Source organism: Flavobacterium succinicans (assembly GCF_001662485.1).
GTDB lineage: Bacteria > Bacteroidota > Bacteroidia > Flavobacteriales > Flavobacteriaceae > Flavobacterium > Flavobacterium succinicans_A.
Map to the genome: position 1 here is coordinate 75591 of NZ_JMTM01000060.1, position 25894 is coordinate 101484.

21 protein-coding genes and 1 tRNA gene are annotated in these 25894 nt (G+C 37.0%); 7 read left to right on the plus strand and 15 right to left on the minus strand.

The genetic code is table 11. The annotated features are described in order from the left end of the window. Positions 1-128 precede the first annotated feature (128 nt). The 6 genes from FLB_RS10640 to rseP all read right to left on the minus strand — a co-directional run bounded on the left by FLB_RS10640 (position 129) and on the right by rseP (position 7703). Complete coding sequence (locus tag FLB_RS10640) at positions 129-3329, minus strand: T9SS type A sorting domain-containing protein (protein WP_064715939.1); 3201 nt, start codon at positions 3327-3329, stop codon at positions 129-131. Between the two features lie 448 nt (positions 3330-3777). Next, positions 3778-4026, minus strand: a complete 249-nt coding sequence (locus FLB_RS10645; RefSeq protein ID WP_262487462.1) for a DUF1016 N-terminal domain-containing protein — start codon at positions 4024-4026, stop codon at positions 3778-3780. A gap of 31 nt (positions 4027-4057) precedes the next feature. Further along, the gene (locus FLB_RS10650) at positions 4058-4966 is read right to left on the minus strand and encodes a DUF5655 domain-containing protein (protein WP_064715941.1); all 909 of its coding nucleotides are present in this window, start codon (positions 4964-4966) and stop codon (positions 4058-4060) included. Between the two features lie 2 nt (positions 4967-4968). Continuing rightward, entirely contained in the window at positions 4969-5871 is a 903-nt protein-coding gene (locus FLB_RS10655; RefSeq protein WP_064715942.1) for a hypothetical protein, read from the minus strand. Positions 5872-6152: 281 nt separating this feature from the next. Then, a tRNA-Asn gene (locus tag FLB_RS10660) sits at positions 6153-6226 on the minus strand. A gap of 133 nt (positions 6227-6359) precedes the next feature. Then, positions 6360-7703, minus strand: coding sequence for an RIP metalloprotease RseP (rseP, locus tag FLB_RS10665; protein WP_064715943.1), 1344 nt, complete (start codon positions 7701-7703; stop codon positions 6360-6362). A gap of 274 nt (positions 7704-7977) precedes the next feature. Between rseP and FLB_RS10670 the strand changes: the two genes are divergently transcribed. From FLB_RS10670 to hflX, 6 genes are all read left to right on the plus strand, one after another. Beyond that, on the plus strand, positions 7978-9018 hold the full coding sequence (locus FLB_RS10670) for a Gfo/Idh/MocA family oxidoreductase (RefSeq protein ID WP_064715944.1): 1041 nt from the start codon (positions 7978-7980) through the stop codon (positions 9016-9018). 95 nt (positions 9019-9113) lie between these two features. After that, a complete protein-coding gene (locus FLB_RS10675) occupies positions 9114-10325 on the plus strand; it encodes an MFS transporter (RefSeq protein ID WP_064716091.1) in 1212 nt (403 codons plus the stop codon). Between the two features lie 420 nt (positions 10326-10745). Continuing rightward, the gene (locus FLB_RS10680; RefSeq protein ID WP_064715945.1) at positions 10746-13583 is read left to right on the plus strand and encodes a TonB-dependent receptor plug domain-containing protein; all 2838 of its coding nucleotides are present in this window, start codon (positions 10746-10748) and stop codon (positions 13581-13583) included. Between the two features lie 24 nt (positions 13584-13607). Next, positions 13608-14963: a DUF5689 domain-containing protein gene (locus tag FLB_RS10685; RefSeq protein WP_064715946.1), complete on the plus strand. Its 1356-nt coding sequence runs from the start codon at positions 13608-13610 to the stop codon at positions 14961-14963. Positions 14964-15328: 365 nt separating this feature from the next. Further along, positions 15329-16237, plus strand: a complete 909-nt coding sequence (locus FLB_RS10690; RefSeq protein ID WP_064715947.1) for a hypothetical protein — start codon at positions 15329-15331, stop codon at positions 16235-16237. 25 nt (positions 16238-16262) lie between these two features. Then, positions 16263-17486, plus strand: a complete 1224-nt coding sequence (gene hflX / locus FLB_RS10695) for a GTPase HflX (protein WP_064715948.1) — start codon at positions 16263-16265, stop codon at positions 17484-17486. 190 nt (positions 17487-17676) lie between these two features. Here hflX and FLB_RS10700 read toward each other — a convergent pair whose 3' ends face one another. The 7 genes from FLB_RS10700 to FLB_RS10730 all read right to left on the minus strand — a co-directional run bounded on the left by FLB_RS10700 (position 17677) and on the right by FLB_RS10730 (position 22544). Then, on the minus strand, positions 17677-18606 hold the full coding sequence (locus FLB_RS10700; RefSeq protein ID WP_064715949.1) for a DUF3078 domain-containing protein: 930 nt from the start codon (positions 18604-18606) through the stop codon (positions 17677-17679). Between the two features lie 222 nt (positions 18607-18828). Continuing rightward, positions 18829-19338, minus strand: a complete 510-nt coding sequence (locus FLB_RS10705) for a DUF2480 family protein (RefSeq protein ID WP_064715950.1) — start codon at positions 19336-19338, stop codon at positions 18829-18831. A gap of 83 nt (positions 19339-19421) precedes the next feature. Next, complete coding sequence (locus FLB_RS10710) at positions 19422-19745, minus strand: SUF system Fe-S cluster assembly protein (protein ID WP_064715951.1); 324 nt, start codon at positions 19743-19745, stop codon at positions 19422-19424. Between the two features lie 15 nt (positions 19746-19760). After that, a complete protein-coding gene (locus FLB_RS10715) occupies positions 19761-20465 on the minus strand; it encodes a hypothetical protein (protein WP_064715952.1) in 705 nt (234 codons plus the stop codon). A gap of 3 nt (positions 20466-20468) precedes the next feature. Further along, a complete protein-coding gene (locus FLB_RS10720; protein WP_064715953.1) occupies positions 20469-20888 on the minus strand; it encodes a SufE family protein in 420 nt (139 codons plus the stop codon). A 2-nt stretch (positions 20889-20890) separates the two neighbouring features. Further along, complete coding sequence (locus FLB_RS10725) at positions 20891-21316, minus strand: hypothetical protein (RefSeq protein WP_064715954.1); 426 nt, start codon at positions 21314-21316, stop codon at positions 20891-20893. 13 nt (positions 21317-21329) lie between these two features. After that, a complete protein-coding gene (locus FLB_RS10730) occupies positions 21330-22544 on the minus strand; it encodes an aminotransferase class V-fold PLP-dependent enzyme (protein ID WP_064715955.1) in 1215 nt (404 codons plus the stop codon). A gap of 198 nt (positions 22545-22742) precedes the next feature. Here FLB_RS10730 and FLB_RS10735 point away from each other — a divergent pair, with 198 nt between their 5' ends. After that, positions 22743-24089, plus strand: a complete 1347-nt coding sequence (locus FLB_RS10735) for a serine hydrolase domain-containing protein (RefSeq protein WP_064715956.1) — start codon at positions 22743-22745, stop codon at positions 24087-24089. A gap of 118 nt (positions 24090-24207) precedes the next feature. On the opposite strand, the gene FLB_RS10740 is transcribed toward FLB_RS10735, so the two are convergent. Together FLB_RS10740 and FLB_RS10745 are read right to left on the minus strand one after the other, a co-directional pair. Further along, positions 24208-24963 (minus strand): DUF5995 family protein, encoded by a 756-nt coding sequence (locus FLB_RS10740; protein WP_064715957.1) that lies wholly within the window; start codon positions 24961-24963, stop codon positions 24208-24210. A gap of 230 nt (positions 24964-25193) precedes the next feature. Then, positions 25194-25793, minus strand: a complete 600-nt coding sequence (locus FLB_RS10745) for a Uma2 family endonuclease (protein ID WP_064715958.1) — start codon at positions 25791-25793, stop codon at positions 25194-25196. Between the last annotated feature and the right edge of the window lie 101 nt (positions 25794-25894).

Consider the following 25894-nt stretch of genomic DNA (forward strand, 5'->3'; position numbering starts at 1 on the left):
CATTCTATAATTGCTTTTTTAGAAGTAATTAAGCCTTCGTTTTGCAAATAGTATTAAATCAGTATAAAAAAGCAAACCACCCTAAGGTGGCTTGCTTTTACATGAAGTAACTATTTTTTATAGTTACTCTATTGTTTAATTAATCGAACAGTTTTAGTTTGATTAGTTTCGTTAGTTATTATTAAGAAATACACACCCGAATTATAATTAGTTAAATCTATTTGAGATGTCCCTAAATTAATTTCACTAGATTTCAATTGTTTTCCTATGATGTCAAAAAGTTCCAACGAAGCATTTTGATCAATTTCGATATTAAAAATAGCGTCAGATGGGTTAGGGTAAACCACTAATTTTGTAGTTACATCAAAATTACCTGTTGATAAAACAGCATTTACAGCCGTTACCATAGCTTGAACTTCTGCAACAGTAGCAGGAGAAGCAAACAACGCTGGATTAGCATCAATATACGCTTGGTATGCCGCTTCGTTAGCCGCTACAATGTCTGTGATAGCGGGTAAAATTTGACCTAACTGCGCCGTAGTTACTGTAGATGTTACTGTATTTGGAGCATCACCTTCATTACCAATTTGAGTAAGAACAGCAGTAGATGCAGCTTGAGCAACAACTTCTGCATTTACAGCCGTTACCATAGCTTGTACTTCTGCAACAGTAGCAGGAGAAGCAAACAACGCTGGATTAGCATCAATATATGCTTGGTATGCCGCTTCGTTAGCCGCTACAATGTCTGTGATAGCGGGTAAAATTTGACCTAACTGCGCCGTAGTTACTGCAGATGTTACTGTATTTGGAGCATCACCTTCATTACCAATTTGAGTAAGAACAGCAGTAGATGCAGCTTGAGCAACAACTTCTGCATTTACAGCCGTTACCATAGCTTGAACTTCTGCAACAGTAGCAGGAGAAGCAAACAACGCTGGATTAGCATCAATATACGCTTGGTATGCCGCTTCGTTAGCCGCTACAATGTCTGTGATAGCGGGTAAAATTTGACCTAACTGCGCTGTAGTTACGGTAGATATTACTTTATTTGGAGCGTCACCTTCTTTACCAATTTGAGTAAGAATAGCAGTATTAGATATGCTTGCTTCAGTGTGTAATTTAATTAAATAAGCGGAGCTAGTATCTCCTTTATAAGTAGTGAAATTTCCTCCTACAAGTATTTTACCGTCAGAAAGTTCTTGGATAGAAAAAACAGCATCATTGAAACCTGTCCCGTTTATAAAAGCAATATCTTTGGTACCATCAGTATTTAAACAAACAATTCTGTTTTCGGTACCGCCGTAGTAGGTGCCGAACTGTCCGCCTACAAGTATTTTCCCATTGGCTTGTTGTTTTGTTGTGAGTACACCGGTAGTAAAGTTTATTACATTGTTAAAAGTAGTGTCTTTACTACCATCGGTATTTAAACGAATAATTCTGTTTTCGGAAACTCCGTTGTAGGTACCGAACTGTCCGCCTACAAGTATTTTCCCATTGGCTTGTACTTCAATTGTGGCAATATACCAATCAAATCCTGAACCTATATTAAATAAAGGATCTATTGTGCCATCGGCATTCAAACGGATAATATTGGGTGAATAAGTTCCGTTGTACCAATAGAAATTTCCACCTACAAGAATTTTTCCATCCGTTTGTTGTGCCATGGTATACACATCACTATTAAAACCTGTACCTGTGTTAAATGAAGTATCTTTAGTACCATCGGCATTTAAAAGAATTAATTTATTTGCGGTAACACCTAGATAATTGGTAAAGGTACCACCTACCAAAATTTTACCATTGTCTAGTATTTTGACAGATCTTACAGAAGCATTAAAACCAGTTCCTATATCAAAACTAGCATCTTTTGTACCATCGGTATTCAAACGAATCAGGTAATTCTGAGCAACTCCTTTGTAGGTTGTAAAATTTCCTCCCACTATAATTTTTCCATCGGTTTGTTTTTTGATGGTGTATACGGTACCATCAAAGCCTGTTCCGGTGTTAAAGTTAGTATCTTTACTACCATCAGTATTTAATCGAATGATTCTGTTTTCGGTACTTCCTTTAAAAGAAGTAAAAAGACCTCCTACTAGTATTTTCCCATCAGTTTGTTCTTCGGTTGTTCTAATGATATTATCAAACTGACCGTTATTAAAAGTAGTGTCATTTGTACCATCGGTGTTTAAACGTATGATTCTTTTTTCAGCCACACCATTATATGATGTAAATCCTCCACTAGCTAAGATTTTACCATCAGTTTGTAGTTCTATTGAGTTAACACTATTACCAAACCCTGTTCCTGAAGTAAAAGAAGTATCTTTGCTTCCATCGGTATTCAAACGGATGATGCTTTTTTCAGTAATTCCTTGATAGTTAGTGAATAATCCACCTACAAGTATTTTACTATTGGCTTGTAGGGCTATGTCATAAACATAGCCATCAAACCCTGTTCCTGTAGTAAAAGAAGTATCTTTGCTTCCATCACTATTCAAACGGATGATATTGTTTTCAGTAACTCCATTGTAGGTAGTGAAATTCCCGCCTACTAGTATTTTACCATCGGTTTGTGGAAATATTTTGTAAACCTTGTCAGTATACGCAGCATTTGTAAACCCAGCGCCTATATTAAAAGTTGTATCTTTGGTGCCGTCGCTGTTTAAACGGATGATTCCATTTTCGGTAATTTCGTTATAGGTAGAGAAATAACCACCTACTAGTATTTTACCATTAGCTTGTAGTGCTATATTATGAACTACATTACCAAACCCTGTTCCAGTAGTAAAAGAAGTGTCTTTGCTTCCATCACTATTCAAACGGATTATTCTGTTTGCTGTTACCCCGTTGTAGTTATTAAAATTCCCTCCTACTAGTATTTTACCATCGGTTTGTTGTTCTATAGAAAAAACTATGAAATCAAACCCTGTTCCTATATTAAAAGTAGTGTCTTTGCTACCATCATTATTCAGGCGGATGATATAGTTTTGAGTAACGCCTTTATAGGTAGTGAAAAATCCACCTACAAGTATTTTCCCATCGGCTTGTATTTTAGTAGTTCGTACTTCGTTATTAAACCCTGTACCTGTGTCAAAAGAAGTGTCGATGGTACCATTGGTATTTAAACGAATAATCTTATTTACAGAAACACCGTTGTAGGTAGTAAAAGCTCCACCAACTATTATTTTTCCATCGGCTTGTATTTTAGTAGTTCGTACTTCGCCATTAAAACCCGTTCCTGGAACTCCATAGCTTTGCGCAATATCGCCAGCCGTTTGTGAGTGTGTTGCCATAGTGACTAAGGCCAAAAAAAAAAGTAAAAGTTTTTTCATATTAAAGTTAAAATTTTCACAAAAATGCAATTAATTTTTTGAAAGTTTTTGATAATGTTGTGAATAAATTGAAAAGTTTTAAAAAGTATATTTTAAAATATCAGTAACTTATTTTAAACAAAAGAGTTGAAGTAGACGAAGCCCGAAAAAGGAATCAGTTGACGTTGGTTATTTAAAAGTGAAAATCTCAAAAAAAATAAATTCCAAATTCCAAGAGGTCATCCTGAGCACAGTCGAAGGGCAAATTCCAAGGAGTTTCTTGAAGCCTTTCCACTGGAAAATGCATAAATAACCAAAGCCCGACAAGAAGAGTTTGTCGGGCTTTGTTTATAAATAGCTTTGGTGACTATAGAGCTTAATTACTATTCTAATGCTGAGTTTCATTGCAATCTTATTCTCCTTTGCTCAGTTTTTCAATCTCTTTTTTTAGTTCCATTCTATTTATGATTTATGAAATTGCGTCCGCAGTGCGGGCGCAATTGGAAACGTTCTTCAAAATATCTCTTGTCCAAGCCAATTCTACTGTTTTTGAAGTGTAAAACAATGCCTCGTCATCAGTAGTGGTTTTACTCATTATCAATAAATTATGTTTCCAAGGTAAAAGTGCGACGCTGTGTCGCAGTTTTTCATCTGAGTCTTTATAGCGGTCATAAAACTTTTTCATATCCCAAAGATTTCTGGGAGAAAGGCCTGTTATTAGTTATTAAAATTAAGTATTTTGCAAGAAACTATACACTAATTACCTGTTTTATTAAACTCATTATATATTCCAAATCCTTGTCATTTTCTATTTGGATTTGATAATCTCCGTTGCCTCGATGTCCGATTGTGGAAACGTCTTTGGCGATACCTTTGGGGTCATCTAACGAACCTATTTTGGTATTTATGAATATTTTCAAGCCTTTCTTTTGCATTTCAATATCTGAAATGTTTGACCCTTTTTTGAAGGCGATATAATATTTTTGGGGTATAACTTCGATTCCATCTGAAAGATTAAGGATGGCAGATTTAAACTTTTCATACAATTCCCTCGAAGTATCTGAACCACTAGATAAATGGTCTTCTTCTGAAAACACTTTTATGTTTTCTTTTACCTCTTTTAATTTCTCATTATTCTCTAGAAGCGGTTTAATACTTGGCGCACCCGAACTTTTTTTGATACTATTAATGCTTATGGTATTGTTTTCAAACTGTTTTACTTCCCATAACTCAATTCCAAAATCTTTAAAATCACTGGCCGATATTTGATTTTCCGTAAAACTAGGTGATACAAAAGCCACACGAGATTGTGACCAATCAACATCTTTACTATGCAAACTCTCGGGTAAGGTTTCATTATAAGTTAAAATGAACTCTGCTTTGTTTTGTAGCATTAAGTTTAAATAAGTCAAGCCTTGGTCTACCACACTATAGTTTTTGTCTCGCTTGTACTCTATAATGATAAAAGCGTTCGATTGCTTATCATAAGCTAAGGTATCAATTCGCTTATTCTTGATGGTAAACTCTGATTTCACCATTTGCAACCCCATAATGTTTTGAAGATTGTTTTCAAAAAGGTTTTGAATCTCTCGCTCCAGTTTAAAAGGCTTTTCCTTTACTTGTTCAAGGGTATTGGCTGTATTGTGGTATAAAATCATTATCAAGTATTTAAAAACAAATTAGTTTGTTCATCTTCTTCTGTTTCTTTAGGAGGGATAATTTCAATCACCTTTAGAGCTTCATATGTGATTTTTGGTTTGTCAAAATTGTGACTAGTAGTATAAATTATCTTCAATTGCAATTTTAGATTGTCATTCGGTTGAATTATAAACTGTCTATTATGATATTTTTCTAACCAATCTGCATCTAAAATTTTAACATCTACTGTTTTTCCTTCTCTTATTAACTTCCAATAAGTATTATCGGAAAGCAAATCCATTGTTTTAATTTTCAAAATTTCAACTCTCTCTTGTTGAAATGTCTCATCTCCCATTTCTTTCAATATCTTAGGCATATCAACAAAATTTCTATTATCTATTTTTGCGATTCCTTTTTTACTTTTAAAGGAAAATGCTTCGTCCTTCTTTAATTTTTTTGTTTGTGTTGTAATGTCATTAATTGTATTTAAGACATAATAATTATTAACTTCTAAAATCATTAGATTTTTAGGTGCTAATTTTTTAATATTAAGATTAATGTCACTAGTAATCTTATCTAAATCTTTCTTACTTGTTAATTCGTTATTTTCAATAGATTTTAATAAACGGTGTTTGACATATACCAATAAATGACCAAACCAAGCTGATGGATTCAAAATATCTTTTAGGACATCATCAGGAATATTGATAAAAACTTGTTTAATTTTTGTTTTAATAGAACCAAACTCAATATCTACTAAATCATACTCCACTTTAGAATCCACAGAGATATTGTAAGCAATATGCTTATCAAAAACAATTAATTTTTCATATAGTTTTGCCAACTGTATGAAGGCCTCTGAAGGATTTTTATTACCTTCAAATTCTAAATTCAGTTCAAAATCAAAGTCTTTTATATTCTCCATATTAACTATTCTCCACAATTACTATTTCCTCCTCCGTCAACCCATACAATGCATACGCAGTTTGGTCAATTTCCTAATCTGAATAGCCTTCAAAATGACTACCCACACAAACTTACAAAAAATGTCTTGGGAAGTAACTTCATAAACAGAAGAAAAACAAAATTATCTTACAAGTAATTAGTATCGTTAAATGATAATCGAAAGGGTAATATTTAGAATGAAACCAAGTCCCAAAAGTTTATTCCATAAAAAAAGCCCGACATTGCTGTCAGGCTTTTAAGCTCCCCCTCTTGGGCTCGAACCAAGGACCCTCTGATTAACAGTCAGATGCTCTAACCAACTGAGCTAAGGAGGAAACTGTGTATTATAATGCGTAGTAGGAACGTTTTCTTTGGCTTTGACTGACATTGTTTGTTTGTCTAAGCGGTTGCAAAGATACACCTAATTTCAAGTTTTGCAAACAAAAAATAAATTTTTTTTGATTTTTTTTACTTGCCTACAATCGCTTTGTAAATGTCGTTCCCGTTAGCAAATAAAAGCAATGAGATAAGTAAAACAAAACCAACCATTTGAGCATTCTCTAAGAATTTGTCACTTGGTTTTTTGCCACTAATGATTTCGTACAACAAAAACATTACGTGACCACCATCCAACGCTGGGATTGGCAATAAATTCATTACTCCCAACATAATCGATAATAAAGCGGTGATGTTCCAGAACACTTCCCAGCTCCAAGAACTAGGGAAAATATTAAAAATAGCTGCAAATCCACCCACTTGTTTGTAAGCTTTGGTTTCTGGATTGAAAATCATTTTCAATTGTTTACCGTAGCCTAACAATTGGTCTTTCCCTCTTTCAATTCCCACCGGAATCGATTCGAAGAAACCATATTCTTGCTTACTGATTTTATAGTAACCTAATTTCTCTAAAGATTCTAATCCTAAACTACCCATTTGTATCCCCAATTTCGCTTCTTGGTTCACGATTACTTGTACAGGCACTTCTTTTTCGTTGCGAATTACAACTGCTGGAAGGGTTTTACCTTTGTTCGCCTTTAGGATGGCCTTAACTTGATCGTAATATTTGGCAGGTTGGCCATTCATAGAAACGATAACGTCTTTAGGCTGCAATTGTTTATTTAAAGATTCTTCAGGAATAGCGGTAACGGCAAACGGCATTCGGATATTCACTAAAGGTCCTTTTTCTAATTTTGACAATTGGTCCACTAAATCAACAGGCATTTGAATGGTTTGAGTAGCGCCATTTCTTTCGATTTGGACTTGTTTCCCCATTATCAATTTCATATTGATTTCGTTGTCGTATTTTTCGATTTTTTCGCCATCAATACTAAGGATTTTATCTCCCGTTTGGAAACCAATTTTGTTCATCACGGGGTTTTCTATCAATAATCCGTCTTTCATATCGGCCATCGCCACAAAAGCATCGCCATAAGCAAAAGCCATTCCTATATAAATAATGAAAGCCAAAATGAAATTTACCGTAACGCCACCCAACATAATAATCAAACGTTGCCAAGCGGGTTTCGAACGGAATTCCCAAGGTTGTGGAGGCAAGGCCATTTGTTCCTTATCCATACTCTCGTCAATCATCCCAGAGATTTTTACATAACCCCCAAGAGGCAACCAACCAATACCGTATTCGGTTTCGCCTATTTTCTTTTTGAGTAACGAAAATTTAAGGTCAAAAAACAAGTAAAATTTCTCTACTCTAGTTTTGAATAATTTGGCAGGAATAAAATGTCCCAATTCGTGAAGAATAATTAATAAGGACAAACTCAATAAAAATTGAGCAAACTTGATAACGATTTCCATTGTTTACTTTTAGTTCTTAAATAACGCACAAAAGTAGCGTTTCTATTTTAATTTGATAGCGCAATATACTACATACAGATTTAAATGTTTGTTAAATCACTTGTCTCCTTTCAACTAAAGCTATTTTTTTTATCTCGTGGTTTTGGGAAACCCTTTTCATCGTTGCATTGTTATAATTTGCTCATTATGTTGGAGAAATAAAATGAAGCTAAGTATTTCTTCCTAAATTTGTCCGGAGGATTTTTTTGTTTCAATCTTTTCAATCTTTCAATCTATGCAAAAAATTAAAACGGCACTACTCTCCTACGGAATGTCCGGAAAAGTATTCCACGCTCCTTTTCTCGATTTACATCCCGGTTTTGAAATAACGGGCGCTTGGGAACGCAGCAAAAGACTCATCCAATCCGATTTCCCTGAAGTAAAAAGCTACGCCACTTTAGAAGCTTTACTCCAAGACGATTGCGATTTGGTAATTGTGAATACGCCTGTGGGAACGCATTTTGAATACGCCAAACAAGTCTTGCTCGCCGGAAAACACGCCATCGTAGAGAAAGCTTTCACCACCACCGTTGCCGAAGCCCAAGAACTAGCCGCTTTGGCCAACGAAAAAGGACTGCAATTAGCCGTTTTTCAAAACCGAAGATGGGACAGCGACTTCAAAACCGTTCAAAAAATACTGCAAGAGAAAATCCTTGGCGATATTGTAGAAGCCGAGATTCACTTTGACCGCTACAATCCCAATTTGAGTCCAAAAGTCCACAAAGAAACCCAAAATGCTGGTGCTGGAATTTTGAAAGATTTAGGGCCTCATATCATCGACCAAGCCTTGTGCTTGTTTGGTTTCCCAAAGGCAGTAAACGGAGACATTCGAATTACTAGAGCCCATTCTTTAGTAGATGATTGGATTGATATCACGTTATTTTATCCCGACTTAAGAGTCCGACTCAAAGCTGGTTTCTTTGTGCGCGAACCGCATCCATCGTATACGCTTCACGGCAAAAAAGGTTCGTTTTTGAAAGCTCGTGGCGATGTACAAGAAGACGAATTAAAATTAGGTAAAAAACCCAACACCACAGATTGGGGCACCGAACCCGAACACCTAAAAGGACTGCTTCACACCGAAAACAACGGAACCATTCTCAAAGAATTCGTGCCCACAGAACAAGGCAATTACTATGCTTTTTTTGAGGGAGTGTACCAAGCCATTCTTCACGGAAAAAAAGTCCCAGTTTCCGCAGCAGAAGGCGTTCAAGTGATGCAAATCATAGAGGCGGCAATCGCTAGTCATCAACAACAGCAAAGAATCAACTTATAAACAATATCGTTGTAAATCATTAAAATGTGTTATTATGACACAATAAGCCGTTCTTTTTTGTAATTTTGGCGCTTAAAACTCTAAAAACCAATCCTTTGATTTACCTCAACTTCTTAGGCCGATTGAAACCCAAAGGGAAATACAAAAAAGCTTACGCCGAAGCCAAAGTCTCTTACCTCAACAGAATACGTTGGGCGGTGGCTATGTTTTATTTCGGAATGGGACTTACTTTTGCCACTTGGGCGAGTCGAATTCCAACCATCAAAACCGCTTTACAACTCAGTGAGGGTACTTTGGGCACCATATTATTTGCACTTCCTGTGGGGCAACTTACTATGATGTTTTTCTCAGGAAAATTGGTCACATGTTATGGAAGTCACAGAGTATTGCCCGTCTCAATTTTATTATATGCTGTTAGTTTGACCAACTTAGCTTTGGCACAAAACGCTTGGCAATTGGCACTGGGGCTTTTTGCCTTTGGACTTACCGCCAACTTAACCAATATTTCGGTAAACACCCAAGGCGTCTATACCGAAGGCCTTTTTAAGCGCAATATTATGTTGTCTTTTCACGGAATGTGGAGCTTGGCTGGTTTTACAGGAGCCTTAATCGGACTCGGAATTTTAGCCTTAGAACTCAGCACTTATACCCATTTTATTATAATTGCAGCTATAGTAGTAGCGCTAGTTGCCTTCAATTACAAATTGCTCATCCGAGCCAAAGAAACCCAAAAAACCGAAAAGAAAAAACCCTTTTTCAAACCCGACCCTACCTTAATTTGGCTAGGCGTTATTGGCTTTTGTTGTATGGCTAGCGAAGGCGTGATGTTTGATTGGAGCGGTGTGTATTTCAAAGACGTAGTCAAAGTTCCGGGTCCTTTAGTGGTTTTGGGCTACACTTCCTTTATGATAATGATGGCCAGCGGCCGCTTTTTCGGCGACCGTCTTACCCAAAAATGGGGACGCAAAAAAGTAATGCAAATCAGCGGGTGTGTCATTTCTACAGGTTTGTTCTCCGCCGTATTTTTTCCGTACCTAATCCCCGCAACCATCGCCTTTATGTTTGTTGGACTAGGCGTTTCGACTATCATTCCAACCTTGTATAGCATCGCAGGAAAACACCCAACCATCCCAACAGGCGAAGCGCTCACCGCAGTCTCAAGCGTAAGTTTCCTCGGATTTTTAATGGGACCACCCGTTATTGGGCATATTGCTCAAGCTTTTGGTTTGCAATTTTCATTCGCATTTATTGGCATCTTCGGATTTTTAATCGCCTTTATGGTATCCAAAATAAAAATCGAAGCCTAATTGTAAGGAGCACACGACCCTGCTATTCCAGACGAGTTGTCCTGCTGTACGCTATATCTTTTTTTCCTAGCTCACCGTTTGTAAAACGGCCAGCCAGGAAAAAAAGGATGCCGCTCCCATCAGGGCTAGACGATAAATTTTAGCTTTTCAAAACAAAAAAAGGAAAAAAAATTTTTGTTATAATAAAAGTTAATAGTTTTTTTATTACATTTACAATGTTGCTGTTATTGATTATCAATCAGTTATAAAACCAAACTTTTAATACCAATTCATAATGCAGCTCATTTGAGCCTCGTGCTCAAATTTCCAAAAACGTTTTATTAATTAATGGGAGTGTTGCACTCCACAAGCTGTTGTATTGGAGGATTCCTTTTTATTGGGTCCTCCAATGTAACAGTACTTTACATTTTATAAACGCCTATGCTGAAAAAGTTATCTATTCTTGGTTGCCTATTATTCATTCAAAAAAATTACGCACAAAACACGGCTGGTTTTACGCTCAAAATAATCGAAACCCAATCCCAAAAAGCGCTGCCCTCAGTGGTAGTTAGTGTACAAAACACTAGCTTTTTACAACTTACCTCCACTTCTGGAACCGTGCTTTTCGACCAGTTACCGCCCAACGCCTATTATGTATTACTCCATAGTCAAGGCTACAAAGACCAATTATTAGCCGTTACCGTTGCTCCCAAAACCATCACCGATTTAGGGACTATTGCACTCTCCACAGACCCAATGGCCGAAATACAAAGCGCCACCATCGCCCTATCCGAAGAACAATTGAATGATGATTTTAATGGTTCAGAAAGTACCGCACCGTTATTACAAGCCTCTCGAGATGTGTTTCAACAAGCGGCCGCTTTTCAATGGGGACAAACCCGTTTTAGGATTCGAGGACTCGATGCCGAAAATGCCACTTTACTCTTAAATGGGTTGACATTAAACAAAGTATACGATGGTCGACCACAATGGGGCGATTGGGGAGGCATCAACGATGTGCTGCGCAACCAAGAAATCGTCATTGGCACCGCCGCTTTTGACTACAGTTTTGGAGGGATTTTAGGTGCACAGCAAATCAATACTAGGGCATCTGTCTATCGATCGGGTTCTCGACTCTCTTTTGCCGGAACCAATACCACCTACAACTGGCGAATGATGGCAACCTATGCTTCTGGAGTAAGCAAAAAAGGCTGGGCATTCGTAGTTTCGGCTGGAAAAAGAATCGGCGAAAATCCGTATTTCGAAGGCACGCATTTTGATGGCAACTCGGCTTTCATCAGCGTCGAAAAACAATTTGGTGAAAACCATTCGCTCAATTTCACTGGTATTTATACTCCCAACTCAAGAGCCAAAACCGCTCCCAATACCGACGAAGTTTATAATCTAATGGGTTCGCGATACAATTCGTATTGGGGTTTTCAAAATGGCAAACAACGAAACGCCAGAATCAAAACCGTACAAGAACCGCTGCTCCTACTCAACCATTATTTCAAAATCAACGACAAAACACAACTACAATCCGGAGTGCTTTATCAGTGGGGGAACATCAGCAATAGCAATATAGATTTTCAAAATGCCAACAATCCTGACCCGACCTATTATCGTAAAATGCCAAGCTACTACACTTCGCTGTACGAAAAAGACCAAGGCGAATTTTCAGGTGCTTTCATTCCCGATGAAGAGAATGCCGAAAAAAGTCGATTGGCCTTTTTAGAAAATCCACAAATCAATTGGTCGGCACTTTACCAAGCCAATCAACAACCGATTTTAAATTCGAATGGAACCATCATCGGATACGAACCTTCCAAAAGCAACTACATCGTCTATGAAGACCGAGCCGATGAAACCATCCTAGCTGCGAATACGCTTTTGAATACACAACTCTCAGAAGCTGTTGCCTTAACGGCTGGCGCGAATTTCAAAAGCTCAAAAACACAACACTATCAAAAAGTAATCGACCTTTTGGGCGGCAGCTATTTTGAAGACATCGATGCGTTTTATAACGGCAATCAAGCCCAATCCGATTTGAATCATCCCAACAGACAAGTAGTCGAAGGCGATACCTATGGCTATAACTATTTCATAAGAGCGCAAGTAATTCAAGCGTTCACCCAGTTCCAATTCCGATTCCGAAAGCTGCAATTTTATCTTGGACAGGAATTTTCAATGACCAACTATCAGCGCGAAGGATTGTACAAAAACGGACTCTATGAGAACAATTCTTTAGGCAAAAGCAACACAATCAACTTCGAGAATTTTGGTTTCAAGACAGGAATGACCTATTCGATTTCTGGAAAACAAGCAGTTTTATTTCACGCCGCGCACCTAAGTAAAGCCCCAACCATTCAAAACACTTTTCCCAACGCCCGCTTAAACAATTCCCTTGTAAGTGGTCTTACTAATGAAACCCATAGTAGCATCGAAGCAACCTATTTGTATCGAACGCCAATCATAAAAGTAAGAGCGACTGCTTATTATTCTTATCTAAAAAACACCACAGAGAATTCTTTTTTCTACGCCGAAGGTATTTTCGATGATGGAGCGGGTTACACCAATACCGATGCTTTTGTGGGGCAAACGCTTACCCACCTCGACAAACAAAATTATGGTGCCGAATTAAGTATTGAATATCCCATTAGTGCCACACTCAAAACAACTTTAGCTGCCGCTTACGGACGCTACACTTATGCCAGCAACCCCAACGTTACCATAACGAATGATGCCCAAGCCTCGGTAGACAACAGCAATCCTGTTTTTGATTTTGGAAAAGCCATTCTCAAAAATTACCATCAAGCTGGTTTACCTCAACAGGCCTATAGTGCGGGATTAGAATATCGCGACCCACACTATTGGTGGTTGGATACCAATGTAAATTACATTACCGAATCCTATATCTCTGTTTCCCCCATTGCTAGAACAGCTATTTTTTTCAGAAATCCAGCCAACGGTTTTCCTTTTCCTGAAGCCACCGAAGAACGAGCCAAAGAATTACTGCGTCAAGAAAAATTAGACCCTGTCCTTCTGCTCAATCTCACTGGTGGAAAAACGTGGAGAGTCAAAGGGAAAACTCTTGGATTGTTTATGAGTGTTACCAATCTTTTGGACACCCATTACAAAACCGGAGGTTACGAACAAGCCCGAAATGCCAATTTTAGACAACGCAACCAAGATGCCTCAAGCGGGACACCCAATTTTGGCAACAAATACTTCCAAGGCTATGGCCGCAATTACTTTGTCTCATTGTATCTGAATTTATAATCAAACACATTAAAATGTAAAAATATGAAACGTTATATTTCTTCACTTTCAATTCTGTATGTCCTTTCCTTCTTCTTGACAAATTGTGCTCAAGAAGATTTTGATATTCCAAAATTAGAATGCACCCAACCCGATTTAAAAGTAAACCAAACCGTGGCTCAGGTGAAAGCCAACGCCAATGCAATTGTAGCGCAATATCCTTTTGAAGATATAATTGAAGCTTATGTGGTTTCAAGTGACGAAGGCGGGAATTTTTTCAAAACCATTAGTTTTCAAACTTTGGCCACGCCTACTTCGCCAGCCATTGGTTTTAGTGTGCCTATCGATGCAACCAATTTGTACATCGATTTTCGATTGGGCAACAAAGTCTACCTTAAACTCAAAAATCAATATACCGACATCAATTTCGGTGGACTCAGAATTGGGTCAATTTATGTCAATTCCTATAACGAAGGTGGCGTGGGAAGACTTTCACAAAACGATTATAAAAAAGTACTATTCCCCTCCTGCACCATTATCGAGGAAAAGCAATTGACCAAAGCCATAACTATTCCCGAACTGCTGAATGACGCCAACTTAAATACTTTGGTCGAATTGCAAAACGTACAATTTACTACCGATGCTGTAGGACGAAAATACTATGAAGAAAGCGAAGACATCGGTGGCGGCACCAATTGGAATTTGATGGACCAATTAGGGAATCAGGTTATTTTTAGAACCTCTAGTTTTGCCAATTTTGCCACCAAAACAGTCCCAAAAGGAAGCGGAAAAGTCAAAGGTATTTTGACCAAATTTGGCACCGATTACCAACTCATCGCCCGTTCCGAAAAAGATGTGAACTTAACAGGCGCTAGTATAACACCTTTCTTCAAAGAAGATTTTGAAAAAGTAGTCGATAAAACCAATCTAAGTTTACCCGGCTGGACGAACCTAGCCCAAAAAGGAACGCCAGTGTGGAAAGGCACGGTGTACAATGGCAATGGATACGCTGAGTTTGCGATTTCGGGAACCAAAGTAGTTTCGAATGTGGCTTGGTTAATTTCGCCCAAAATCGACTTAGATGTCCTAAAAAATGAAGTTTTTACGTTTCGATCGGCCCAACACCATCTCGATGTGGATTCGCCTTTGAACGCATTAGATGTTTTTATTTCCACCAATTTTGATGGCGTAAACATAGCCACCGCCTCTTGGACTCCTTTAAAAGCCATAGTGCCCAAACAGGCTACTCCTTGGTACCAATTCATAGGCTCGGGCGCCATAGATTTAAGTGCGTTCAAAGGCAAAGTCAACATTGCCTTTCGCTACACTGGCTCGGGCAAAAATGCCGCATTAGATGGTGCTTTTATGGTGGATGATGTGCAACTATTTGGGGATAAGTAAAGCTCCATAATTAACTAATTTTGCTATCAATAATTGGCTATTATTCAGGTATTTTTTTGACATTAATTGCCTCCAACTTTAGTTGGAGGGGTGAAATTTGAAAGCTTTGAAGGCTTTAGCCAAAATTAACTGCGTTTATTTGGCTAAAGCCAATGCAATCAATCCCAATAACTCCAGCTAAAGCTGGAGCCAATTGATTTATTTTTCGCCGCAAAAATGCGGTGAATAATTTCTTTTTTCACCGCATCGTAGTTAACTATAAGCATTTTGGTCTCAATTGTATCCACAAAGAAATGATTTTCTAAATCGCTTTTACTAAAAATCATTTTTGTATTTTGGTCGTCCCAAATCAATACTAAACAAAAATGAAAACCTATTTCGCGGCCTTCGCTCTGATGGCTTTTTCGTATGGCTTACAAAGTCAAAACCTAGACAAATCGTTACAATTAAAGCAAATTGCCGTAGTCAAGACCAATTTTAGAAACCTAAAAAGTGGTGAAATGGTCAATAAAACCTATGCTTTTGACAACGGAAAATTAACCACCATCAAAACCTCGGATGTGACCCAAAGTTTCTTTTACAACAAAAAAGGATTACTCGACCACACTGTAAAAGACCGCAACGGAAGCAACTGGAAAGAAGTAATTAGCTACGGTTATGACGCTGAAGACCGCTTGATTTTGTTTACCAAAAAATACGACGAAGACGGTAAATTTGTAACCAAAACGGTGACGTATGCCTATGACGGCTACCGAATTAAGCAAGTCACCAAAAAAAGTACCACCCAGCAACTTTTTGTGGAAGAAGTCGATTTTGTAGTCGAAAACGGAAAAGTAGTTCGCCGCTCCGTTCGTGACCGAAACAAACAAATCATTTACAAAACCGAATTCTATTACGACAAAGAAAATCAAACCAAACAAACGGGACTTTTGGGCGACAAAACCATCAAGTATTTTGGCTATGACGACAAAGAATCGGCGAACTTGTTGATGGTGAAAAATATTTTTGGTCCCAATTACCAAGTGATTGTTCCTTTGGTTTCGTTTCAAGAAGAGGAATTTGAGTTTACGTTTATAAGTCCAAACAACGAATTAAAATTTACCTCAACTGCCAACACAATTGTTCGCGCAGGAACGTTTAAATACAATGCCCAAAATTTTCCTGCCTCTTATTCCCTAATCGAAGACAGCGGAATGATCAAAACTGTAAAAACCTATACTTACGAACCAACGTCGGTTTTTAACGCAACAGCATCAGAAGTACAAAGCAAATGATTAAATTTGCGACTTATTTGATGATATGTTAGAAAAAGAAAAAATAAATTTCGAAAAAACGGCTATCGTCGGGATTGTTACTCAAAATCAAAGTGAAGACAAACTGAGTGAATACCTTGACGAATTAGAGTTTTTGACCTTTACTGCTGGTGGACAAGTAGTAAAACGCTTTTGGCAAAAAATGGACAAACCCAATCCCAAAACATTTTTGGGTACAGGTAAAATAGACGAAATTCATCTTTTTGTAAAAGAAAATGATATTTCGACCTTGATTTTTGACGACGAATTAACCCCTTCGCAACAAAAGAATATCTCCAAAATTATCGATTGCAAAATCCTTGACCGAACCAATTTGATCTTGGATATTTTTGCGCAACGCGCCGAAACTTCTTATGCTAGAACACAAGTGGAATTGGCTCAATGCATCTATTTGTTGCCACGTCTTTCGGGTTTATGGACGCACTTAGAACGACAAAAAGGAGGAATCGGGATGCGTGGTCCGGGGGAAACCGAAATCGAAACCGACAGACGTATTGTTCGTGATCGTATCTCGTTGCTAAAAGATAAAATCAAAACCATCGACAAACAAATGGGTATTCAGCGAAGCAATCGCGGCGCTATGGTTCGTGTCGCGCTGGTAGGATATACCAATGTTGGTAAATCAACCTTGATGAATGCGGTGGGCAAAAGCGATGTTTTTGTAGAAAATAAATTGTTTGCCACCCTAGACACTACCGTTCGAAAAGTGGTCATCAAAAACTTGCCTTTCTTGCTTTCAGACACCGTTGGATTCATCCGAAAATTACCAACACAATTGGTCGATTCGTTCAAAAGTACGCTAGACGAAGTACGCGAAGCCGATTTGTTATTGCACATTGTAGATATTTCGCACCCTGATTTTGAAGACCATATCGCCTCTGTAAATCAAACCTTGTTAGACATCAAAGCCAATGATAAACCTATTATTATGGTGTTCAACAAAATAGATGCTTACCAACATTTAACGATAGACGAAGACGATTTAATGACCGAAAAAACGCCACGTCACTTTACGCTCGACGAGTGGAAACAAACTTGGATGAGTCGCGTGGGTCACGAAAATGCCTTGTTCATCTCAGCCACCCACAAGGAAAACTTCGAGGAATTTAGAGAACGAGTATACGAGGCTGTGCGACAAATTCACATCACGCGCTTCCCGTACAACAAATTCTTGTATCCCGATTATAAAGATGCTATTGAAAAAGAATAATACTAAAAAAGCCCTTTTGAAAACCATCAAAAGGGCTTTTTTTATGATTAGAAGCGGCCGGCAACGGGCTTTCTTGTTGGCATCGTCCCGTGATTCGCTATATCTTTGTTGCCGAACCCCGGCAACAAAGGATGCCACTACTCCCGGGGCTAAAAGGAAACATATTACTTTTAAGCTACATCGCTACTTGCTAAAACCCATAATTCACTCCTAAACCAAAAACTTGTCGGGTTTGAAATCCCTTAAAAGCATTGTCGTCATAAATGGCCTGAAAATTCAAATTGGCCGATAGAAATTTATTAATTTTCATCACGATAGCCAATGAATAATCCATATCTACATTTTGAGGATCTTCTAAATAATTGGTGTAGAGATTCAGCGTGTTCTCTGCCGAAACATTCGTCATTAAATTGAACTTATAGTAAGCCGAAGCATAAAAACCCAATTCGTAGCGCAAGCTTTTATTAGCATCAACCCCAAAATAAGCACCGTTTACATAACCCGGTTGCGAAGTATAAAAATCGTCTACAAAAGTCATTTTGGAGGTTAAGGGTGCAAAATTCAATCGCAAATGGTCTCCTTTTTTCCAGAACAAACCAGGTCCAAAAGTAAGATAACCAGGTGATAAAAAATTAGTGTTTTCCGTTCTGATTTCTGCTCCATTAGCATCTTTTCCGTATAGATATCCACGGGTAAATTGAGTTCTAAAATTTAGGAATAAAGAGTAGTACCAATTCCCAAAAGCGTGTTGTCCTAGGGTAGAATTGAATTCGAAACGGTCATCTGTTTTTTTCTCAAAATCGGCATTTTTGGTTTGTAGTAAACCGTAAGAAGCAATGATTTTGTTATCCCAAGTCAGTTTGTCTTTTTTGTAGTTGAAATCATAGTTGATACCTAAATTTCCAGACAAGTTGTTTTCTCCACCTGCAATCCAGTTATTAAAATTGGACTGACTGAAAAGAAAAGCAATATTTCCTTTTTTGCGCCAGCCATTAGGCAAAGTATCATTTATGTTCTTAACCGCAGCCTCGGTGTTTTTGATTAACTCTTTCTCGGTGTTTTGTGCTTGTGCTTCAGCAACGGAATAAAGCAAAAACAGGGTAATTACAATGGCTCTCATTTTGTTTGGTTTTAAGGTTCCTACTCAAATGTAGTAAAAACCATTAAAACGCTAAAAATAAATGGTTATAAACTCCAAAAATCATAACAAAAAGGAAAATTGTAGCTCCCTAACCCCGATAGAAGCGAAAATCCTTTTGTGCTGGGGTTCAGCACAAAAGATTATAGCGGATAGCGGGACTTTGCTTCCTGAAAATGCCCATTGCTGGGGTTTCTGAAAAAATTAGGTTTTGGGTCTTTTGTACAAAGGCACTGCAGAACAGGCTTCGCCATACATAATGCTTTTGGCCAAAGGTTGCAGTTTTTGGATCGCCATAAGATAAGCGCTTTCTGGTACTGGTTTTTTGGAACAGCCTTTAATAATCAAAGGATGATCTTGATATTCGGAATAATCCAGTTGATTTAAGATATCTTGGTACAAAGCGGTATTCAAATCGGTTATGGTACCTAAAACAATATGCTTGGCAAAAGGGGAAAGATAAGAGGTAACCAAAATAATTGCCCACGCCGGAATAATGGCATCAGTACTACAATGGACCGCGACATAATGGTCTTGGTATTGCGACCAATCCTGATTTTTTAAGGCCTCACGAAAGTCTTTTTCTTTTAATAAAAAACCATCCAACAGCCATTGCGAAATATCGATTTGTGTTCGAATGCCGCTTGGATAATAATCTTCTAAATCGAAGACTTTTAGCGCACTATTGGCTACTTTATTTACTATTTCTTCCATTATTTTAAATTAGTAGTCAGTGGTCAGTTCTTAGTGATCAGTGGCAACTGCATACTATAAAACTGAACACTGAGCACTTTTTATTAAAGCATTCCCAATTCTAATTTGGCTTCTTCACTCATTAAATCCTTGCTCCAAGGTGGGTCGAAAGTGATTTCTACCTCGGCATCTTTTACGTGCTCAATCGATTTGATTTTCTCTTCTACCTCTCTTGGCAAACTTTCGGCCACTGGGCAATTTGGTGAAGTTAAAGTCATCAAGATTTTTACTTCATAATCGGTATTGACCATCACGTCATAAATCAATCCCAACTCATAAATGTCTACTGGAATCTCCGGATCGTAAATCGTTTTTAATTTCTTTACGATAGCTTCTCCTAACTCGGCGGTGTTTATTTCTTCTGTCATTTTTTTGTTACTTACTTACTCATAAGAGTAGTTTATTAATGTTTTTGTGTCTTCTAATGAAATGATTTTTTTTACTCCAAAATTATTGTTTGAAAAAAATTCATCGGGGCCAATTTTTTTATTCAATTCTTTACTTAATTGCACCTTATTAGTGAATGCTTTGTCTTCCGTTTGAAAAGTATAAGATCCGTTTATTTCAACAGGATCAGTAAAAACAATAGTTCTAAATACTTCATTAAATGCTTTTCTATAGGAGACCCTTGGATAGATTATATCTATTTTCTTTTTCTTGTAGTCTACTATCATCTTGTATTTGAACTTATAAAATTTTTCATTTAAATAATGAAAAATTTGTTCTAATTCTTTACTAGATCTAGTTATGGTATAGACTGTTTTCTCTTGATTTACATCAAAAACCCCCTCGATTTGTTGTGTAGTATGATATATAATTGATGCAATCTTTTTTTTATCCTCTTTTGACAAAGTTTTATAAGCAATAAAAGCGGTCTTTTGAGAATCATCAACTCTCTCTTTAATCAACTCATATTTCAGGTTTGGAAAATGAAATTGTATCAAAGAAGTATCGGCGTAAATACCTTTTTCGTCTAGATTAAAATTGCTAGTTTGACTATAACTAAAATGAATTTTAGAAAATGAAACCGAATCCTTCTCTTGAGCGTGCGCAAGGATAGAAAATAAAACTAAAATCAATTTTTTCATACTCTATTTTTTCGCGTCAAACGCCAAAGCATACATTTTGATGTTTTTAATCATCGATACTAAACCATTGGCTCTGGTGGGTGATAAATGCTCTTTAAGTCCAATTTCATCAATAAAATCCATATCGGCATTCAAGATATCAGCAGCTTTCTGATTCGAGAAAGCGCGTATTAAAATCGCGATAATCCCTTTGGTCAAAATCGCATCACTATCAGCAGTAAACACAATTTTGTCCTCGTTTTGCTGGCCTTGTAACCATACTTTCGACTGGCATCCTTTGATTAAATTATCATCGGTTTTGGCAGCTTCTTCGATTAAAGGCAAATTTTTTCCTAACTCAATAATGTATTCGTAACGCTGCATCCAGTCGTCGAACATTGAAAATTCATCTACAATTTCGTCTTGTATTTCTTTGATACTCATGCTTATTTTTCGCTATATGAAACTAATAAAGTCACTATTTTTTCTATGTCTTTTGGGGGAAATCCGTGGTCAAAACTTTTGGAGATGTAGGCCTTTCCACCAGCTGAAATGACTAGGTTGGCAATGGCTGCTCCATCATATAATCGCTTTGCCGTTGGGGCTTTCAATGAGGGGACTTTTTCTAAATTCAATATAGAAAAAATGCTTTCTAGCTCCTTCATTTCTTGTGCTGTCAGCTCAACTTCATAGGGCTTTTCATTCCTACCTTTGATGACCCAAACTTTTTTATTTTCCATCCAAACACTCAAATATACTCCTCTAGATTGCGCAGTATAGGTGATGGATGAAGTACTAAAATCATTGATTTTTTGACTTTTACAACTACTCATGATAACAAAAACAAAAATCAATTGACTAATCCACTTCATCTTTTTTGGGTGTTTATGACAACATCATTTTGGCTTTTTTTACAGCCTCAACTAAGCTATCGATTTCTTCTTTGGTGTTATAAAACGAAAAAGACGCTCGAATCGTTCCTGGAATTTCAAAGAAATTCATAATGGGTTGGGCACAATGGTGTCCCGTTCGAACGGCTATTCCTAATTTATCGATAATGGTTCCAATATCATACGGATGAATTCCATCAATATTAAATGAAATTACCGAAGTCTTATTTTCTGAAGTACCATAAATACGTAAACCTTCTATTTCGGATAAACGTTGAGTTCCGTATTCTAAAAGTGCTAATTCTTGGGCCTGAATATTTTCAAAACCTATTTCATTCATATAATCTACCGCAGTTCCAAGGACAATTCCTCCAGCAATATTAGGCGTTCCTGCTTCGAATTTATGAGGCAAATCGGCATAAGTGGTTTTTTCAAAAGTCACCTCTTTGATCATTTCGCCTCCACCTTGATAGGGTGGCAATTTATTCAACCAAGCTTCTTTTCCATACAAAATTCCTGTACCTGTTGGCCCACACATTTTGTGCCCTGAAAAAGCATAAAAATCGCAATCCAAGGCTTGAACATCAGGTTTCAAATGCGGCACGGCTTGCGCTCCGTCAATAAAAACTACTGCGTCAAATTCGTGCGCTTTGTCAATGATATATTTTATGGGATTAATCGTTCCTAAAGCATTAGAGATATGATTTACGGTAACGATTTTTGTTTTTTCGGATAGTAATTCATCAAATACAGACAAGATCAACTCCCCTTTTTCATTCATTGGAATGACTTTTAACGAAGCGCCTGTACGTTCGCAAAGCATTTGCCAAGGCACAATATTGCTATGATGCTCTAAAGCGGACACCAACACCTCATCACCGGATTTTAATAGAGAAGCAAACCCATTCGCTACCAAATTCACGCCATGAGTAGTACCCGAAGTAAATAATACTTCGTGCGCGTGTTTGGCATTAATATGGTGTTGGATTTTCCCTCTAGACAATTCGTACGCATCAGTCGCTAATTGGCTCAAGGTATGTACGCCACGATGAATGTTGGCGTTGATTTCTTGGTAATACTTTGCAATCGCATCAATCACTACTTGTGGCTTTTGCGAAGTCGCTCCGTTATCGAAATAAACCAAAGGTTTTCCATTTACTTTTTGAGAAAGTATCGGAAAATCGGCTCTTATTTTTTGAAGGTCTAACATGACTTAATTTAGAATTTTTCTAAATACAAAAGTAGTGAAACTGTAGCTAATTTTTAGCAAACAGTTGTTAATAAAACTTGATACCCAAATAGGCATCATTTATTGAAAATCCATTCTTAGTTTGAGCAAGGAAAGAAAAAAACAAAACCCAACACAAGGTTTCCAACTTTTTGCTACATTGCTTAAAAATAACATTTTATGAAGAATATACTAAAAAGTATCGGAATCCTTCTTTTGCTTGTTCTTGGGTATATTGGATATACCACCTATCCTAAACTCGATTTAATCTCTGGTTTTTCGGCCAAAAGTATGGCTTCGGGGCATTTTATTGACCATCGCTCACAAGAGATGATCGAAAAAGGAGATAACGATATTGACCTGATTGATCTTGCCAAAAATGAAATCGACGACAACGCCAAAACCGCTACTTCATCTGTTTACGGATTAAAAACCAGAAAAGCGATATATCGAGAAGGTTTAGGAGCGACCTTAATCAATGAGGATTTTGATGTTTCAAAACCCTATCTAACCCCAAAACGCAACTTTACAAAAAACAATTTGCCCTTTCCCTATGGAAATAATGAGCCCAAAGACACTGTTTTTGCTAATGTTGATTATTCAAAACTAACCGCCGCAGTAAACAACGCTTTCGATTCAAAAGGACAAAAGAAAAAAAGATCAAGAGCCGTTTTAGTGATTTATAAAGACCATATTATTGCGGAAAAATACGATACTGGATTTACCAAAAACAGTAAAATTTTGGGATGGTCTATGACTAAAAGTATTACTGCTACGTTTTTTGGGATACTTCAAAAACAAGGAAAATATGACATCAACAAACCCGCTCCAATTCCCGAATGGAAAAACGATGAACGAAAAAAAATCACGACCAACGATTTGTTGCATATGAATTCTGGATTGGAATGGGAAGAAGCCTATGATAAAATATGTGATGCTACCAAAATGTTGTTCATAGCAGAAGATATGGGACGCGTACAGCTCGAAAAACCAACCACCTTTGCTCCCAATACGCATTGGAATTACTCCTCGGGAACTAGTAATTTATTGTCTAACATCTTGCGTAAGCAGTTCAAAACCCATCAAGAGTATTTGGATTTTTGGTACACTCAATTGATTGATAGAATTGGAATGCATTCCATGCTAATCGAAACCGATATGGTTGGGAATTATGTTGGATCGTCCTATGGATGGGCTACCGTAAGAGATTGGGCCAAGTTTGGATTATTGTATTTGCATAAAGGCAATTGGAATGGCGACCAAGTATTTGATCCAAGTTGGGAAAATTATGTAAGCACACCTACTAACGATTCAAACGAAGGTTATGGAGCGCACTTTTGGCTGAATGCAGGTGGTCATTTCCCAGCTGCGCCGCGAGATATGTACTCTTGCAATGGCTACCAAGGACAAAAAGTATTTATTATTCCGTCTTTGGATTTGGTTATTGTTAGAATGGGATTAAGCGACGAAGCAAAATATGATGTAAATGAATTGCTAAAAGGAGTGATTGGAAGTTTTAAAAAGTAACCTCTACCCTATTGAACTACAAACCCGACAACTTTCTAAATTGTCGGGTTTGTTTTTTTTTGGTTTACTTGTCAAGAATTTTCGATAAAAACTTTGAAACAGTATAAATGAATTCACATTAGTTTTGTAAATCTTTGATTTTTTGATCTACGGTCCCTACTTCAAACAAACGCATGATCTTGAATAAAACTACAGGTATTAGACCTAAATCGATGATGATTTTTGCTTTTTGAGCGACTTTAGCATCTCTAATTGTAATAGATTCCTCCGCCTTATGTCCCTCAAGAGGAGCTAATTCAAGAGCATATTTCCATGCGCCTTCACGGGCTTTTTGCATACTAAAATCGATAAGAAAGGTGTCAATGGATTTTGTTTTTTCTAGAATCCACTTTAAAATTGGCCAAACTTCGGTCAAATCCTTCTCGACATCGGACACCAAAGAAGATAAAATAGTGTTGATTGTATTAAAATCATTTTGCAAACTATGGATTTCGTCTTTTGGACAAACTTGAGCCGCTGCAATCCCTAAATCAAGATTAATGTGTGCGTTCATTCCGAGTAATAAATGCTGTAATACAATAATCCAATAATTATCTGCTGCTGCAAATGCGGCTTCCCAAGATTTTGATGTAGGTTGCTGTGTTTGGTATTGATAATACGCTTTGATATATCGATTGGCAAAAATTACATCCAATTTTTCCATTCTCGGGCCGTTTTCGAAAGTTCCGTTTTGAATTCCTTCTTTTACTTTTTGTGTGACTTTGAGATAAAGTACTGCAAAATAGCCTTTTGTAGATTTTTGTGTAATGGATTGTTGAATAATTTCTTGAAGCAATTGTATCACTTCGTCAATTGTAGTTGCTTGTGGAATCATCGATTACTTGTTTTTATAAAAGATTTAGCCCTATAATATTACAAAAAAATTACTACAAAACTATCTTCACGAATCAAAAAAAAGGACAACGTTTAAGATTAAACATTATCCTTTTTGAGAGGTTTAAAAATGTGTTTCTTTCGATTTTGATTTATAAATCAAATCCTAGTTTTACGCCTAATTTATTAACTAAAATTGCGGTAATTCTTATTAAAGTCTAGAGATTAAATTCAATCTATAAAAATATCCGCCACATTAAAACTCAATTCTGGAAAAAGTGGACTGTGCACCAATCCTTCTTCAGCTATGGGTTTAAGACCAATATAGGTATTTTTTTGGAGGGTATAAATTAAAATTGACTTTTGATACGGTTCAACAAGCCAATATTCTTTAACGCCGTTTTCTTCGTATAAATCGAACTTAATATCCATTTCTTTTTTGGAATTGCCAGGCGAAAGAATTTCAATAATCAAATCAGGCGCCCCAAGACATCCTCTATCGTCTAATTTTTCCTTATCGCAAATCACACAAATATCAGGTTGGAATACGGTAGTAATCTCTTTGTCAGAAGTACTTTTTTTGTAATTGATTAATCGTACATCAAATGGTGCAACATAAACATTACATGGTGTTTTTTTGAAATAATTATAAAAAATACCCGTAAGCTCAACTGATATTTCTTGATGTTTTCTACTGGGTGCAGGGCTCATTTTGAAAACTTTCCCTTTCAAAATTTCTAATCTTTCCTTAAAATTCCAAGTAAGGTAATCCGCATACGTGTACGATTTGGAAAGATCTAAACTGTCAATATCTGTAATAATTGTTTCCATAACAATGCAAATTAATACCTCAAATATACTAATTTTTGATAGTGGATAAATACACAAAGAGCACAAAGTCTTTGTTAGACTTTATGCTCTTTATTTACTTT

Coding starts and splice junctions, on each gene's coding strand:
- FLB_RS10640 (WP_064715939.1), bottom strand. CDS start 3,329: ATGAAAAAACTTTTACTTTTTTTTTTGGCCTTAGTCACTATGGCAACA.
- FLB_RS10650 (WP_064715941.1), bottom strand. CDS start 4,966: ATGATTTTATACCACAATACAGCCAATACCCTTGAACAAGTAAAGGAA.
- FLB_RS10655 (WP_064715942.1), bottom strand. CDS start 5,871: ATGGAGAATATAAAAGACTTTGATTTTGAACTGAATTTAGAATTTGAA.
- rseP (WP_064715943.1), bottom strand. CDS start 7,703: ATGGAAATCGTTATCAAGTTTGCTCAATTTTTATTGAGTTTGTCCTTA.
- FLB_RS10670 (WP_064715944.1), top strand. CDS start 7,978: ATGCAAAAAATTAAAACGGCACTACTCTCCTACGGAATGTCCGGAAAA.
- FLB_RS10680 (WP_064715945.1), top strand. CDS start 10,746: ATGCTGAAAAAGTTATCTATTCTTGGTTGCCTATTATTCATTCAAAAA.
- FLB_RS10685 (WP_064715946.1), top strand. CDS start 13,608: ATGAAACGTTATATTTCTTCACTTTCAATTCTGTATGTCCTTTCCTTC.
- FLB_RS10690 (WP_064715947.1), top strand. CDS start 15,329: ATGAAAACCTATTTCGCGGCCTTCGCTCTGATGGCTTTTTCGTATGGC.
- hflX (WP_064715948.1), top strand. CDS start 16,263: ATGTTAGAAAAAGAAAAAATAAATTTCGAAAAAACGGCTATCGTCGGG.
- FLB_RS10700 (WP_064715949.1), bottom strand. CDS start 18,606: ATGAGAGCCATTGTAATTACCCTGTTTTTGCTTTATTCCGTTGCTGAA.
- FLB_RS10705 (WP_064715950.1), bottom strand. CDS start 19,338: ATGGAAGAAATAGTAAATAAAGTAGCCAATAGTGCGCTAAAAGTCTTC.
- FLB_RS10710 (WP_064715951.1), bottom strand. CDS start 19,745: ATGACAGAAGAAATAAACACCGCCGAGTTAGGAGAAGCTATCGTAAAG.
- FLB_RS10715 (WP_064715952.1), bottom strand. CDS start 20,465: ATGAAAAAATTGATTTTAGTTTTATTTTCTATCCTTGCGCACGCTCAA.
- FLB_RS10720 (WP_064715953.1), bottom strand. CDS start 20,888: ATGAGTATCAAAGAAATACAAGACGAAATTGTAGATGAATTTTCAATG.
- FLB_RS10725 (WP_064715954.1), bottom strand. CDS start 21,316: ATGAAGTGGATTAGTCAATTGATTTTTGTTTTTGTTATCATGAGTAGT.
- FLB_RS10730 (WP_064715955.1), bottom strand. CDS start 22,544: ATGTTAGACCTTCAAAAAATAAGAGCCGATTTTCCGATACTTTCTCAA.
- FLB_RS10735 (WP_064715956.1), top strand. CDS start 22,743: ATGAAGAATATACTAAAAAGTATCGGAATCCTTCTTTTGCTTGTTCTT.
- FLB_RS10740 (WP_064715957.1), bottom strand. CDS start 24,963: ATGATTCCACAAGCAACTACAATTGACGAAGTGATACAATTGCTTCAA.
- FLB_RS10745 (WP_064715958.1), bottom strand. CDS start 25,793: ATGGAAACAATTATTACAGATATTGACAGTTTAGATCTTTCCAAATCG.